The sequence below is a fragment of the Campylobacter concisus genome (genome assembly GCF_001891085.1).
GTDB lineage: Bacteria > Campylobacterota > Campylobacteria > Campylobacterales > Campylobacteraceae > Campylobacter_A > Campylobacter_A concisus_O.
This window is the reverse complement of record NZ_JXUP01000008.1, coordinates 107,625-122,661: the sequence shown is the minus strand read 5'-3', so window position 1 is coordinate 122,661 and position 15,037 is coordinate 107,625. Positions and strand designations below refer to the sequence as shown.

Annotated in this window: 12 protein-coding genes and 1 pseudogene; 1 reads left to right on the top strand and 12 read right to left on the bottom strand. The window is 37.8% G+C overall.

The annotated features are described in order from the left end of the window. Positions 1-80: 80 nt before the first annotated feature. Both TH67_RS08300 and TH67_RS08295 read right to left on the bottom strand, forming a co-directional pair. Positions 81-452 carry an HIT family protein gene (locus TH67_RS08300; RefSeq protein WP_072595170.1) on the bottom strand — a complete coding sequence of 124 codons (372 nt, stop codon included), beginning with the start codon at positions 450-452 and terminating at the stop codon, positions 81-83. Between the two features lie 15 nt (positions 453-467). Further along, the gene (locus TH67_RS08295; RefSeq protein ID WP_072595169.1) at positions 468-1,508 is read right to left on the bottom strand and encodes an AI-2E family transporter; all 1,041 of its coding nucleotides are present in this window, start codon (positions 1,506-1,508) and stop codon (positions 468-470) included. Between the two features lie 51 nt (positions 1,509-1,559). On the opposite strand from TH67_RS08295, the gene TH67_RS10380 reads away from it, so the two are divergent. Then, complete coding sequence (locus TH67_RS10380; RefSeq protein ID WP_180371748.1) at positions 1,560-1,736, top strand: hypothetical protein; 177 nt, start codon at positions 1,560-1,562, stop codon at positions 1,734-1,736. On the opposite strand, the gene TH67_RS08290 is transcribed toward TH67_RS10380, so the two are convergent. From TH67_RS08290 to abc-f, 10 genes and pseudogenes are all read right to left on the bottom strand, one after another. Next, positions 1,724-2,803, bottom strand: a complete 1,080-nt coding sequence (locus tag TH67_RS08290) for a cytochrome C (RefSeq protein ID WP_072595168.1) — start codon at positions 2,801-2,803, stop codon at positions 1,724-1,726. The genes TH67_RS10380 and TH67_RS08290 overlap by 13 nt on opposite strands. A 23-nt stretch (positions 2,804-2,826) precedes the next feature. After that, positions 2,827-3,837: a Holliday junction branch migration DNA helicase RuvB gene (ruvB, locus tag TH67_RS08285; protein ID WP_072595167.1), complete on the bottom strand. Its 1,011-nt coding sequence runs from the start codon at positions 3,835-3,837 to the stop codon at positions 2,827-2,829. A 49-nt stretch (positions 3,838-3,886) separates the two neighbouring features. Next, a complete protein-coding gene (locus TH67_RS08280; RefSeq protein WP_072595166.1) occupies positions 3,887-4,993 on the bottom strand; it encodes a sensor histidine kinase in 1,107 nt (368 codons plus the stop codon). Then, positions 4,977-5,645 carry a response regulator transcription factor gene (locus TH67_RS08275; RefSeq protein ID WP_021091644.1) on the bottom strand — a complete coding sequence of 223 codons (669 nt, stop codon included), beginning with the start codon at positions 5,643-5,645 and terminating at the stop codon, positions 4,977-4,979. Before TH67_RS08275 ends, TH67_RS08280 begins: the two co-directional genes overlap by 17 nt. Positions 5,646-5,735: 90 nt before the next feature. After that, positions 5,736-6,671 carry an NrfD/PsrC family molybdoenzyme membrane anchor subunit gene (gene nrfD / locus TH67_RS08270; RefSeq protein WP_072595165.1) on the bottom strand — a complete coding sequence of 312 codons (936 nt, stop codon included), beginning with the start codon at positions 6,669-6,671 and terminating at the stop codon, positions 5,736-5,738. Further along, entirely contained in the window at positions 6,664-7,227 is a 564-nt protein-coding gene (locus TH67_RS08265) for a 4Fe-4S dicluster domain-containing protein (RefSeq protein WP_072595164.1), read from the bottom strand. The genes nrfD and TH67_RS08265 overlap by 8 nt, the downstream gene beginning before the upstream one ends. 9 nt (positions 7,228-7,236) lie before the next feature. Further along, a pseudogene (gene phsA / locus TH67_RS08260) lies at positions 7,237-9,510 on the bottom strand (thiosulfate reductase PhsA). 295 nt (positions 9,511-9,805) lie between these two features. Next, positions 9,806-11,293: an anaerobic C4-dicarboxylate transporter gene (locus TH67_RS08255; RefSeq protein ID WP_054196953.1), complete on the bottom strand. Its 1,488-nt coding sequence runs from the start codon at positions 11,291-11,293 to the stop codon at positions 9,806-9,808. Positions 11,294-11,384: 91 nt separating this feature from the next. After that, on the bottom strand, positions 11,385-12,785 hold the full coding sequence (locus TH67_RS08250; RefSeq protein ID WP_072595163.1) for an aspartate ammonia-lyase: 1,401 nt from the start codon (positions 12,783-12,785) through the stop codon (positions 11,385-11,387). Between the two features lie 660 nt (positions 12,786-13,445). Continuing rightward, complete coding sequence (abc-f, locus tag TH67_RS08245; RefSeq protein WP_072595162.1) at positions 13,446-15,035, bottom strand: ribosomal protection-like ABC-F family protein; 1,590 nt, start codon at positions 15,033-15,035, stop codon at positions 13,446-13,448. Between the last annotated feature and the right edge of the window lie 2 nt (positions 15,036-15,037).

Genomic DNA, 15,037 nt, shown 5'->3' with positions numbered 1-15,037 from the left:
AGCTGTAAAGAAAGTAAAAAAGCCCTCCAAGTACTATAATAAAGATAAAAACAATATAGAAATTAAGATATTTTTTATATTTATTCAAAACTAGCCCTTAACTTTTCTTCTAAAAATTTTGCAAATTTATCAAATTCTGGCAACACAAGCTCACTTTTTCTTTTTGGATTAGCCCAAACACTATCTGGAAAAAATGCATCATCACTAAATCTAGCAATAACATGAATATGCACGTATGGCACGTAGTTTCCGAAGCTTGCAATGTTTATTTTGGTTGGTTTATAAAACTCAAGCATCGCCTTTTCAGCTACTAGCATCGCTTCAAATAGCCTAGCCCTACTCGCTTCATCGCAATCGCTTAACTCACGAAATGGCTTAATGGTAAAAATTTTTATCCATGGAAGTTCGTTGTCTTCACGCTCGATTTTTATAAATTTATCTTCATAGATCATATTTGTTCCTATTTTTTATACAAAATTTCTCTCTCTTAAAAGCGTATAAAGCTTGATAGTCGAGATAAAAAATGTCACGATCGCTGGTCCAAGGATCACACCCCAAAATCCAAATGTCGTGATACCTGCAAGCATCGCGAAGAATATAAGAAGTTCATTTATTTTTGTTGGTATTTTAACCAGCTTTGAGTTTATAAATTTAATAACAAGTGGCTTTAATAGCGTATCAGCTGCAAATGAGATCACTACGATCGTATAAATTGCGATAGTTATCGCTGCTGCTGTGTTGCCATTTGCAAACTCATAAATGCTAATAGGCCCCCATGCCAAAATACCACCAACGACTGGGATGAGTGAAGCAAAGCTAAAAAAGATACCAGTTAGCACGCCATCATATCCGTAAAAGCTTGTGACAATAGCAAATAAAAAGCCTTGGATTATCATATTTGCAATGGTTGAGTAAAAAACGACACTCATCACGTTACCAACCTCACTTAAAATAGACTCTGTGTCATCTTGCTTTAGCGGAAGCGCATATTTTAGATAGTTGATTAGTTCATTGCCATAAAGATTGCAAAAGAAGAAAAAGACCAAAATAATGATCATATCAACGCCAAATTTAAGGCTTAACTTGCCCAAACTTGCAAGATTTGTCGCAAGTTGAGAAAAAAGCATCTTAATATCAAGTCCACCGATAAATTCTTTTATCTTTGGCTCTAAAAAATTTATCGACTCAGGCATCCTAAAATCATAATTTTTGATAAATTCGATAGTCTTTGTTACATTATTTATATCAAAGCCAGCTGCATACTTCGCGATCTCAACTACCGCATAAAGAAGTGGGGCGATAAATAAGCAAAGAAGCACAGATGTGGTAAGAGCCGATGAAAGCGTCTTGCGGTTTTTAGTGAGCGATAAAAATGCGATTTGGACATTTGAAACCGCGACAGCAAGCAGTGCAGCGATAAAAATATCAAGCAGATAAGGTTTAAAAAGATAGACCACTAAAGCCAAAGCACAAAATACAAAAATTCCAAAAAATAGTCTATTGTTCATCTTGCTCCCTTAAAATGGGGTAATTATAGCAAATTTATCAAAGCTGCTCATTTGCTTCCCAAATTGCTCAATCTCTTTGCCATCAAGCTTGCAAAGCTAGCAAGTGTGGCTAGGCTTTTGACATTTTTAGCATGCTACTGGCGCTTAGTAAATTTAGATAAATTTATAGTTTTACGTAAAATTTCTAGCTCAAAAGCTCCTATAAATTTAGCCTTTTACGTACACTGAAAATTTGCCCCGACGATCTCGCATTCATCACAGATTTGAACATAAATAGTTCCCTCGCCATCTACTAGACTTCCAAGAGGAATTTGTGCTATGTATTTCATGCTTTTGCTACATTTTGGACATTTTAAATGCTCGGCATCTTGCTCCCACTGCGGATATCCTCCAAGCAAAATTTCGCTATCTATCATATATGAGTAGTGAGCGCAAACCTCGCTGGCTAGCTCGAAATTTTGCCCATCAAGAGTCGTCACAGCATCTCTTAAATAGTCATCACTCTCGCCCTCACCTACTATCTCTGTTTGCATATTATTGCCATCATTTTGGCAAAAATACTGCACAAGACCAATGCATGTTGGACAAAATTTAAGTACAGCATCGTTTTTAAGCTCTAGCCCAAGTCGCTTTAGACTCTCTTTTTTGATGATAAATTCCAGCATCTCGCCGCTACAAAATTTACATTTTTCATCGTTTAGTGCTTTAAATTTAATGCTTGCATCTGCGTTTTGGCTTGGCTGGCAGGTAAAACACCTATCAAAAACTAGGCTTCTTCTCTTGCCGCTCTCATCAAAGCTCCAGCCTGCAACCTGAGCGTATCCATCGGTATCAACGTGAAGCTTTGCCTTCCAAGGCTTTGGCGCTTTATAGAGCTTAAAAAATAGCTCTCTTACCACCTCATCGCCCTGCCACGCAAGCGCGCAAAGGATGTGATTGATTTTTACGATATTTTCAGCGCCATTTAGACTATTTATGAGCTCATCTCTCACGTCACTTGGGGCATTTTTGTAAATTTCAAATGGGTAGTACTCGCCCTGCCTGGTCACTTCTCTTATGATCTGCTCGTCGCAAATGCCATGCAGGTAGAAAATATAGACAAGATCGCTGTAAATTTCACCGTATTTGTCTATCTCATCTATGTGCGCTAGAACATTTTTTAGCTTTTGTTTGATCTCAGTCTTGCTTAAACCTTGATAAAACTCCAGCTTCTCTTTTTGTCTGCAATCGTAGCAGATTCCATCAAAGTAAATCGTCCTTTGCTCGCACCTAGGACAAAGATGTGGCTCGCTCATTTTTGCTCCAAATTTAAATTTTGCTACTCAAAAAGCCCTTTTTCGATATCGATCTTGATGTTAAAGGTCTCAAAGCACTTCGCACTTGCGATCCTACCCTTTGCGGTGCGCTCGATAAAGCCATTTGCAAGCAGATATGGCTCGATGACGTCCTCAACCGTGCCCTCGTCCTCGCTAAGTGCCGCAGCGATCGTGCTAAGTCCCATAGGACGGCGCCTTGCTTGCATCAAAATTTCTAAATACCTAATATCCATCTCGTCAAACCCAAGCGAATTTACACCAAGTGCGTTAAGTCCCTCTTTTGCGCGCTCGTGGCTGATGATTTGCTCGTCATTTACCTCAGCAAAGTCGCGAATTCGCTTTAATAGTCTAAGAGCGATCCTAGGCGTGGCACGTGAGCGTTTGGCGATCTCAAGCGAGGCGTTTTTGTCGCACTCTTTGCCAAGCTTGGCTGAGGCGATCTGTACGATACGGCTTAGCTCACTGCTTGTATAAAACTGCAGCCTAAAGTCCATCCCAAAGCGGTCCCTTAAAGGCGCTGAGATCATGCCAGCACGTGTCGTTGCGCCTATTAGCGTAAATTTTGGCAAGTCTATCTTGATAGTTTGAGCAGCTGGCCCTGAGCCAATTATAATATCAAGCCTAAAGTCCTCCATAGCAGGGTAGAGCACCTCTTCAATGGCTGGGCTTAGGCGGTGGATCTCATCAATAAAAAGCACGTCGCCCTCTTGTAAATTTGTAAGGATTGCCGCGAGATCACCACTCTTTTCTATCATAGGCGCTGCGGTCATTTTGATGCTTACGCCCATTTCATTTGCGATGATGTGAGCAAGGGTCGTCTTACCAAGTCCTGGAGGGCCGTAAAATAGCACGTGATCTAGGCACTCATTTCGCTTTTTGGCTGCTTTTATAAAGACATCTAAATTTTGTTTTATCTTTTCTTGACCGATGTAGTCTTCAAATTTTGTCGGCCTAAGCGAGACTTCAAAGTCATTTTCAAAGCTTACTTTTTCGATTTCAACGATTCTATCCAAAGTTTTTCCTTCTAAATTTAAGGCTTCATTTTACGCTTTTATGCTTAATTTAAGCTCGTTTAAATTTATAGTAAAAGGTGCTGCCTTCATTGTAAACGCTATCAACGCCGTATGTAATGTCATGTTTTTGGCAAATTTCACTGACGATATTTAGCCCAAGGCCAAAACCGCCTTGGATTTCATCCTCTCTGACGTATCTTTTCCAGACCTTTTTGACGTCCTTTATCCCCTTGCCAAAGTCTTGCACGCTAAGCTTTATCCGGTCATTTTCAAAGCTTAGATTTATTAGTATCTCGCTCTCTTTTGGGCTGTATTTTATGGCGTTTGTGATGGTGTTATCGATGATGCGCTGAGCTTCGACCTTGCTTAGCATAGTAAATGCATCGCCTTCTAAATTTGTCTTTATCTCGATGTGTTTGACATCGGCCACGCTTGAGAGAAATTTCACTCGCTCTATTATATATTCGCCCAAATTTAGGCGCTCAAGTGGAAATTTTATGTAGCCACGCTTTATAAAATACTCGACATCTTCGTAGGTTATTTGCATCTGTTTTAGGGCGTTTTTGATGCGAGTTATATACTTGTTTTCAAGTCCAAGCATCTCAAGGTTCATACCAGCCACGCCAAGTGGGGTCTTTAGCTCGTGCATAGCGTCATTAAAGAAGTTGTTCATATACTTTTGAAACTCTTTATAAGGCTTAACACTGCTTAGATATAAAAAATAGACGATAAAAAGCACCGCCACAAGGATGACAAGGAGCATAAGTGCCGCTAGAAATATACTTTTTTCATTATCAAGCTCTTTTTCAACGACAATGTAATAAGGCGTTTTATCCTTTATAAAAAAGCTTTTATAAAACAAGAAGCCATTTTCTTCAAGTGTTACAAATTTAAAGTTGCTTGGCTGCTTGGAGAGATTTGAAATAATTGGATTAAAATTTACATCATAGATCGCAAATTTATAATTTAAAGAAGGAGTTATATTTTCATTTTTTAAAAACGAATTTTTGATAATAGTTTCATGCTTCATCGCACCAAAAAGAGCTTTTGAAGTGCTATTTTTTTGGCTTAAATTTAAGATCACAAAGCTTTGAAAACAAAAAAGCGACATTATGACAAATGTCGCTATGATCTGGATCTTAAAGCTCTTGTGCATCTATCTTGTAGCCTATACGCCTCTTTGAAGTGATAAAGTCACTAGTTGTTTTGTTTCTTATCTTTAAAACGTGCATTCTTATATCAGCGCCTTCTATTTCTTTATCGTTCCAGACAAGATCTCTTAACTCTTCCATGCTGACGTAAGAATTTAGATGTGAAACTAGACACTCAACAAGTGCAACTTCTTTTGCACTAAGATCGACCATTTTGCCATTTTTAAATAGCGCACGCTTGTTTAGATTAAAGCTAAACTCGTCATTGATCTTTACTATGTTTTTATCGTCAGTTCCATAGTATTTTCTCATAAGCTCAGTTACTCTAAATTTAAGCTCAGCAAGTTCAAATGGCTTTTTTAGGTATTCGTTACAGCCAAGCTCATAGCCAATAGCCATATCGCCTATATCAACTAAAGATGTTGTTATCATGATAGGAGCGTTTGGATTTAAGCTCCTTATGTACTTGATAACCTCATGTCCATTTACGCCAGGGACTTTTATATCAAGTATAAAAAGATGATAGAAATTTTTCTCTATCAGATCACACGCCTCTTGGCCATCGCTCACTGCTGTAACTTCATAACCAAGCGTCTGCAAAAACTCACAGACGCTCTCTTGAAACCCTAAATCATCTTCTAAAAGCAAAATTTTCAAATCTCTCTCCTAAAAAATAAGTTTTATTAAGATTTAGCCCTATTGTAATATTTAATAGGTAAATTCAAAATTAAAATTATTTTTTAAGCATTAAATAAAAATTTGCCCCGCATAGACAATGTAACACCTTAGCAAAAAGACGCCACATATTACGAATAATGCGTTGATCACGGCAAATTCGCGTTTAAAATCATGCACCTTTAAAACGCTTAAGTCTAAAATGATAGGCAAAGCCATACCAAAACCAATGACACCAATATAAAACATCAGCCCAAGGGAATTTGCACTAAGTGCGTTTGCTACGCTCTCTGCACCACTTGTGCTTGCACCTTTTACAACCATAAACAGAGCAACTATGAGCAAAAACTCGGCAATAATCGCAAAAAAATCAAATTTTAATAAATAGTGTGCAATATCGTTTTGTCTTTTTGCCTTATCTTTTAACACGCCAACAAGTAGCGTAAATGCACCAGCACAGCTCAAGCCTGATACTAAAAATAATACTGGCAAGACTGATGTATTCCAAAGTGCGATCTTGTGAGCTGCACTTAGCAAAAAGCCTGTATATGCACCAACGCCAATGCCTAGGATAAAAAGCAAAATTTCAAGTAGGCTTGAAAGCTTGTTAGCAAAATTTGCAACCATATCAAAAAGAGAAATTTTAAGCATTGCGATCTCGTTTTTAAATGCGCCAAGCGCGTATATAACGCTAAGAGGCGTATAAATTAAAAGCAGTGCAACACCTATTGACATGACTGAGTCGAAGTTGTAAAGCAAAAGTATCCAGTAAAAGCTAAGCGGCTTGCCAAGATCAAGCACTAAAAGAGCAAGTCCAAGAATGATCGCTAATGGAGCGATAAGAGCGGCTGCTTTAAAGTAATAGTTCTCTTTGCCATATTTTTTTGAAATGAGCACAGCAACGATGCTAGCACCCGCACTAAGTCCTGCTAAAAATAGATAAACGGCTATCGGCCAACCCCAGTAAATTTCAGAGTATTGAGCTAGGCTTCCTGACATGTTATTCATGGTGTGCTCCTTTTGTATTTGCGATCATCGCAAGTGAAGGTTTTGTATTTAGCTCCGCTTTTGGCAAGTAGTATTTGCTCTCTTTTAATTTCTTTGAAATTTTAGAGTTTTCATCATTTACATCGCCAAAAGTTAGGGCATTTGTAGGGCAGACGCTAACGCAAGCTGGCTCTTTGCCCTCTTCTAGCCTACTCTCATAGCAAAATGTGCATTTGCCTATCTCACCATTTGGCAAGACATAACGAGCGTCGTATGGACAGGCTAGGATGCAGTATTTGCAACTAACACAAATTCTATGATCAAGTAGCGTCACGCCATCAGCTGTTTTAAAGCTAGCACCAGTTGGGCAAACCTCAACACAAGGTGCATCTTCGCACATAACACAGCTTTGACGTAAAAAGTCAGTCTTTAAATTTGGAAATGTCCCACTCATCTTTGCATGCACCTGCAAGCGGTAAAGTCCCCTTGGTACGTTGTTTGCACTTCTGCAAGCTACCGAGCAGCCTTGACAGCCGATGCATAAATTTTCATCATGTATCATCATATATTTTTTCATTTTCTATCCTTACGCTTTACTTATGCTAACGCCAACATTTGTAACCATAGTCGCAGCCACTGGCCCTTCGGCTGGATTAAGAAGTACACTTGTATTTAGCCCCACGTGATCTATACTCTTAAGAGCTGGAGTGATGTGTCCAAAGCCGTGATAGATAAAGAGTGTATCTTCTCTAATGCCCTCAGTCACCATAAGCTTGCCCTTTTGCTCGCCAAATTTATTTTTCACCACGACCATATCGCCATCTCGTAAATTTTTACGTTTAGCTGTTTTTGGATTTATCCAGATAGGGCTATCACTCATAAGATCATGAAGCGACGGTACCGCCTGAGTGTGGCCGTTGGTATGAATAGGCGTTTTGCCACAAGTTAAACAAAGATCATGTCCATCAAATGTGTCCATATCTTTATCATTTAGCGCGCCATATCCTGCAAACTGCGCCTCGACATCAGGCAAAAATAGCTCTATCTTGCCGCTTTTTGTTTTAAGCTTAGCCATATCATCCATTAGACCATTTTCACCTATAAATTTAGAAGCGACTGGATATTTAGCAACAAATTTATCGATCATGCCTTTTTCTCTAAACAAAATTCCCGGCTCATCCCACGTGATAAAGCCATCTTTTTCCAGCGCAGCAAGTAAATTTACATCTCCGCCAGCTTGCTGCATCCTAAACTCACGTATATCGTTCCAAGTGTAAAGCTCATCTATCTTCATGCGGCGTGCTAGCTCTCTAAAGATAAATGCCCCATCTCTTGTGTCGCCAACTGGATCAATAACTTTATTTCTTATCATATAAGCTGGCTTTAGACCTGACTTATCCTCTATGCCCTCGTCGCGCTCTAGGTAGCTACTCTCAGGCAAGATGACATCAGCAAATGTCGCCATATCGTTTAGATAAACATCGCTTACCACGATAAAATCAAGCTTCTTCATAGCCTCTATGCTCTTCATCGTCTCAGCAACGTTTATTAGGTGGTTAAAGCGGATGTTAAACCAGCCTTTTATGGCGTAAGGCTTCTCGTTTAAGATAGCGTCATTTATATCCATCAAAACGCCATGTTTTCTACTTACAAATTTATGCCTACCAGCCTCGCCAGCGAAGTCTAGTCTGGTCACTTTTGGCACTTTAAATTTCTCATCTGGATTTTTAAGAACTGGAAATTTATCCTCGCCAACTAGCTTGTTAAAGGTTTTTGCATTTTTGCCACCAAAAAGACCACCTTTGACCTCCCAGTTACCCATCATCGCATTTGCCACCATGATGGCCTTTGTCCTCATATATTCAGCTTTTGTGGTGGTTGTCTTATGACCAAAATCAAAAATAACTCTTGGGGCAGCTTTATAAATTTCATCAGCGATGCGTCTAACATCACTTGCTTTTATGCCAGTGATCGCCTCTTGCCATTCAGGCGTTTTGCCCTCTACGCTTTTAACGATCTCATCAAAGCCAATTGTAAATTTCTCAATAAATTCTTTATCGTAAGTGCCATTTTGTATCCATGTATTTATGATAGCTAGCACAAAAGCTAGATCAGTGCCAGGTCTAACTGGCAGCCACTCATCAGCTTTTGAAGCTACAACGCTAAATCTTGGCTCAAGCACAAGTAGCTTTGTATCTTTTTTAGCTGCAAATTTAGCAAGCTTTTTAGCATCAGCTATGACGATGCCTTCAAAAAGATTGTGGCCAAAATTTACAACGTATTTTGCATTTGCAAAGTCTCTTTTTAGCTTAGCTATGCCATACATCTGCTCACAGACCATTTGATATGTGATCGGACAGCACGAAAAGTGTGAAAAGCAGTTTGGCGAGCCGTAAGCTGAGGCAAAATTTACCATTAGCTTATGTGTTTGCGAGCTTTTACAGGTAAAGACAAAGCTTTCAGGGCCATACTTTTGCTTGATCTCAAGCATTTTTTAAGCAACTAGGTCAAGTGCCTCGTCCCAGCTAGCCTCGCGCCATTTATTTTCTCCTCTCTCGCCAACCCTGATCAAAGGCTTTTTAACTCTATTTTCGTCATAAAGCTGACTAAAACCAGAACCGCCTCTTGCACAAAGCGAAGTCGCCGTACCGCCAGCTTTTGGATTACCGCTTAAGAAGCAAATTTTATTATCAACGATCTTTGCTTCAATAGGGCATCTTGAAGAGCACATCTCGCAAAAGCTACGGACGTACTTCTCATCTTGCTTTGCAGCATTTTCCAAAGCACCACCCGGTAAGGACGATGCAACCATACTAACTCCAGCACCTAATTTTAAAAATTCTCGTCTATTTAAGCTCATCTTTCTCCCTTTAAAAGATATTTGCCTTTAGTTATTTTAGTATTTAAAATTGAAAATAAAATTAAATCTTACTTAATATTTATATTTAGATTTTTAGTTTTAAAAAATTAGTATTCTAATATCAAAATAAGTAAAATTCTAAAAATTATAAATTTAATTAATATAATTTTTAACGTGATCTTATAAAAATTTTAAATATAAAATTTTGATTAAGGATTTTGAATAGAAATTAAAAATTTTAAAGGGATTTAAAAAAGCCGAGAGAGATCTCGGCTTAAGTTTAATTTAAAAATACTTATAAAAGTATCGGAGCTATCAAAAATCCAAGTGCGACAGAAAAAGCAATAGCTAAAACGCCTGGAATAAAAAAGGAGTGGTTGAATATATATTTACCTATCCTAGTTGTTCCAGTATCATCCATTTGAACGGCTCCAAGAAGTGTCGGATATGTTGGCAACACAAACAATGCTGAAACTGCAGCAAATGATGCAACTAAAATATATGCGTCACCGTTATTTGCAGCAGTTAAACCAAGTGCGGCTATAACTGTAGGAATAAGTGCCTTTGCGGTAGCAGCTTGAGAGTAAAGAAGCATACTAGCAAAAAATAGCGCAACAGCTAGCATAAACGGATAGTCTTTAACAAAATCGCCGGCAAAATTTTTGATCGCATCGGTGTGATTTACCACGAAAGTATCTCCAAGCCACGCTACACCTAGCACGCAGACGCACGCAGTCATACCACTTTTAAATGTAGCTGTATTAAATAACTTATCGACTTTAACGCCACAAGTTAGTGTGATTAAAGTAGCGATAACTAGCATAAAGCTCATAATAGCGTTATCTCTAGTTAATACCAACACCTTTGTAGGTTTATCTGGATCTTCTACATATTTTACATTAGTAGTTGAGTCAGTTTTAACTTTTATATCTTTTGCGACAAGTTCATTAAATTTATCTGGACTTTTGGTCTCATAAATTTTTTCATAGCCTGTTACATAGCTTGGTTTTATCCAGCCTACGTTTTTACTAATAGCAGTAGCATATAAAACGACAGAGATAACACCAACTAAGAATATTAAAACAGATAGTTTAGCTCCTTTTGGAAGCTCTTTTTTCTCTTCGATTTTAACATCTTTGATTAGCCCTTCTTTAAGTCTTCTTTGATACTCTTTATCGCTACTTAGATCAAGATTATAAAATATATTTATAACAAGAGCTGTTAGCATACAACCAATAAAAGTTGTAGGTATCCAGATAGCTAATAGTAATGGATAGCTAATGCCAAGTCCGCCCAAGGCATGCTCACCAGCCATAAATACAACCGCTGCTGAAACCGGGCTTGCAGTAATAGCTATCTGACTAGCAACAACAGCTATACTAAGAGGCGCGCTAGGCTTAATATTTTGCGTCTTTGCAACTTCAGTAATAACTGGAATCATAGAAAATGCTGTGTGTCCAGTACCAGCAAATACAGTTAGCAAGTAAGTGACAACTGGAGCTAAGAAATTTATGTATTTTGGATGTTTTCTTAGTATCCCCTCAGCTATTTGCACCAAATAATCAAGGCCACCAGCTACTTGCATCGCTGTAATAGCAGCTATAACGGACATAATGATTAAAATAACATCCCAAGGTATACTACCTGCTTTTAATCCAAGTCCTAAAGTTAAAACTACGACGCCAATGCCACCAGCATAACCAATAGCCATACCGCCTAGTCTAACACCCAAGAATATCGCACCAAAAAGTACGATCAACTGTAATATCAATGAAATATCCATTGAAAACTCCTCTATTAAATTTTATAACTAAAATTTTTACTTAAGCGTGCCAGAATTTTGACACGCTTTTAATAATACTTTGCTTAAATTTCTACCTAACCATGCTTGGATTTAGCATATTTTTTGGCTCTAAAATTTTATCGATCTCTTCTTTGCTTAGATAGCCTCTCTCTAGGCAGATATCGCCAACTGCTTTACCAGTTTGCAAAGCTTCTTTAGCGATGCTTGCTGACTTTTCATAGCCAATGTATGGGTTAAATGCTGTTACGATACCAACTGAGCCTAGAACTGATTTTAAGCAAGCTTCTGGATTTGCTGTTAGTTTTCTTACAGCTTTTTCAGCTAGTGTTTTCATCGCATTTTCAAGGATAAATATAGAGTTAAATAACGCATAAGCGATGCCTGGCTCAAACGCATTTAGCTCAAATTCGCCTCTTTCTGAGCAAAGCATGATAGTTACGTCGTTACCGATTACTTCATAGCACGCTTCGCCTACAACCTCAGCGATAACTGGGTTTACTTTGCCTGGCATGATTGAGCTGCCTGGTTGCATTTGTGGTAAATTTATCTCGCCAAGGCCGCATCTTGGACCTGAGTTCATCAAACGAAGGTCATTTGCGATTTTTGAAAGTCTAACAGCTGCAGTTTTTAACGCACCACTTACGTGTACAAAGTCTGCAGTGTCTTGTGTAGCTGCGATGAAATCATCAGCTTTTTTGAAATCAACACCAGTGATATCTTTTAACTTTTTAACAACTACATTTTTATAATCAGGGTGGCAGTTAATACCTGTACCAATCGCAGTTGCACCCATATTTAGATATGTCATTGACTCGCGTGCAGCTGTGATCTTTTCTATATCGCTCTTAATATAGCTTGCAAATGCGTTAAATGTATTGCCAAGTGTTGTAGGAACTGCGTCCTCAAGCTCAGTTCTACCCATTTTAATGATATCTTTAAAATCTTTTGCTTTTTTATCAAGTTCATCTTTTAGTAGATTCATCGCAGCAAGCAAATCAGTAAGTTTTGCGTAAGTTGCTACTTTTATTGAGCTTGGGTAAGTGTCATTTGTGCTTTGTCCAAGGTTTGTATGATCGTTTGGATGGATGTATTGATACTCACCTTTTTTATGACCCATGCTCTCAAGTGCGATATTTGTAATAACCTCGTTTGCATTCATGTTTGTACTTGTTCCAGCACCACCTTGAACCATATCAACCACAAATTGATCTAAAAACTCACCAGCTATTACTCTATCAGCGGCTTTTGCTAGCGTATCAGCGATCTTAGGATCTAAAACGCCAACCTCTTTATTTGCAAGTGCAGCTGCTTTTTTGATTTGTGCAAATGCTTTTACAAAGTATGGATACTCTTTTAAAGTTCTACCGCTCATATGAAAATTTTCGGTAGCTCTAAATGTTTGGATACCATAATAAAAATCGTCAGAGATTTCCAACTCACCTATAAAATCGTGTTCTTTTCTGGTTGCCATAACCATTCTCCTTATAAAAAATGTATTAATGAAATTATATAGATATTTAATATTTTAAATATTAATTACTACTTTATTTTTTTAAGCTTTGACTTTTAACCTAGATAAAACGACTTTTGGAGAAAAATTTATAGTAGCTTTTAAGCTATATTTAATAATATAGCTTAGATAAATTGTTATTTAAATAATAATATCACTTTTTTATTATATAAAAAGCTCGTAATTAGCTCAAATTTATTTAAATTTTTAAGCTTAAAAGGTAAATATATAGAAAAATAACATAAAATAAATATTAAATCACACTTTTTATATCCAAAAATATAAAAAATAAAGTTAAATTTTATTTCTAATATTACTTTAGAAAGTAAAAACTAAGTAAATATCACCATATTGCAAAGTAAATTTATTAAATTTTTAAATAGAGTCCTTAAGCTAAGCATCATAAAAATATTATTTAATAAATTTTATTTTACAAATCTTACTAATACTTTAGAAATTTCTTATTAATTTTCTTTCTTATTTATAAAGTCTTTTTATTGGACTTTAATAATTTTTATAAGCTATTTTTAATTTATATAGTTAGATTAATATTTGTAAGAATTTGTAGTAAATATAAATTTTAATCTTGCCCCTACAATCAGGAGCAAGAAATAACAAATTTTAGCTCTCAAGCCCTAAATTTGCTCTATACTCTTCGTATGTGCCTTTAAAATCAACGACCTCGCCATTGCCTTTTAGATGTAAAATTCTATTTGCAAAGGCGTCTATCAGCTCCCTGTCGTGGCTCACGCAGATAACTGAGCCATTAAAGTTATAAAATGCCTCGCCAAGCGCGATGATAGCTTCAAGATCGAGATGGTTGTTTGGCTCATCCATTACAAGTAAATTTGGTCTATGAAGCATGAGCTGAGCTAGCCTTACTCGGTGTTTTTCGCCACCACTTAGCGCGCCTACTGCCTTTTCTTGCTCAGCACCGCTAAAGAGCATCCTACCAAGGCACTTTCTAATCTCGTCTATGTCCTTGTTTTTGGCATCTTGCAAGTACTCATAAAGCTTTAGCTCGCCATCTATCTTATTTACCGTATCTTGTGCGAAATATCCTAGCTCGATGGTCGCGCCTATATGCACCTCGCCCGCGTCAGGCTTTAGCTCGCCCATTATGATCTTACAAAGCGTGCTTTTACCAACGCCGTTATGACCGATGATGGCTAGCTTATCGCTCTTTTCAAGCTTAAAGTTAAAATTTTCAAATATCACCTTATCATCAAATTTCTTACTTATATTTTTTAGCTCAATTAGCTCGTTTCCTATCTCGCGGTTTGTACGAAATAATATGCTTGGATCACGCCTGCTTGATACTGCGATCTCTGCTATATCGAGCTTCTCAAGCTGTTTTGCACGAGAGGTCGCCTGCTTTGCCTTGCTCGCATTTGCTGAAAATCTCGCGATAAATTTCTCCAGCTCCTCTTTCTCTTTTAGCTTCTTATCGCGCTCCATCTCGTGCTGCTTTGCGATCAAATTTGCAGCCATGTACCAGTCGTCGTAGTTGCCTGAAAACTCGCGAATTTTCTTAAAATCCACATCCAAAATATTTGTGCAAACTCTATTTAAAAAGTGTCTGTCGTGGCTGATAACAACAAGCGTGCCCTCGTGGCGGTTTAGCTCGTTTTCTAGCCATGCGATCGCGTCTATATCAAGGTTGTTTGTTGGCTCGTCTAAGAACAAGATGTCTGGCTTTGGAAAGAGCACTTGAGCTAGCAAAACCTTAACTTTATCTGAGTTTTCAACCTCGCTCATCAGCTTATCAAATTCATTTAGACCAAGCGAGCTTAAAATTTTTTCTATCCTAGTCTCATACTCGTAGCTTGGATCCTCCTCAGCGCTTATCATCTCAAGCTCGCTTAAGCGCTCATTTATCTCATCTGTAAATTCCTCGCTCATATAGAGCTTTTCTTTCTCTTTGACAGCGTCATATAGGCGTTTGTTGCCATAAAGCACCGCATCTTTTAGAGTGAAATTTTCAAACGCAAACTGATCTTGCCCAAGCACGCCAACTTTTAGTCCATTTTCTATGATGATCTCGCCGCTAGTTGGCTCGATAGCTCCGCTTAAAATTTTTAAAAATGTCGATTTGCCAGCGCCATTTGCGCCGATTAGTCCGTATCTGTTGTGGCGATTTAGCTTTAAATTTACATCCTCAAATAGCAAACTGCTTGCAAATCTTTGAGTAAGTCCCCTAACTTCTAACATTA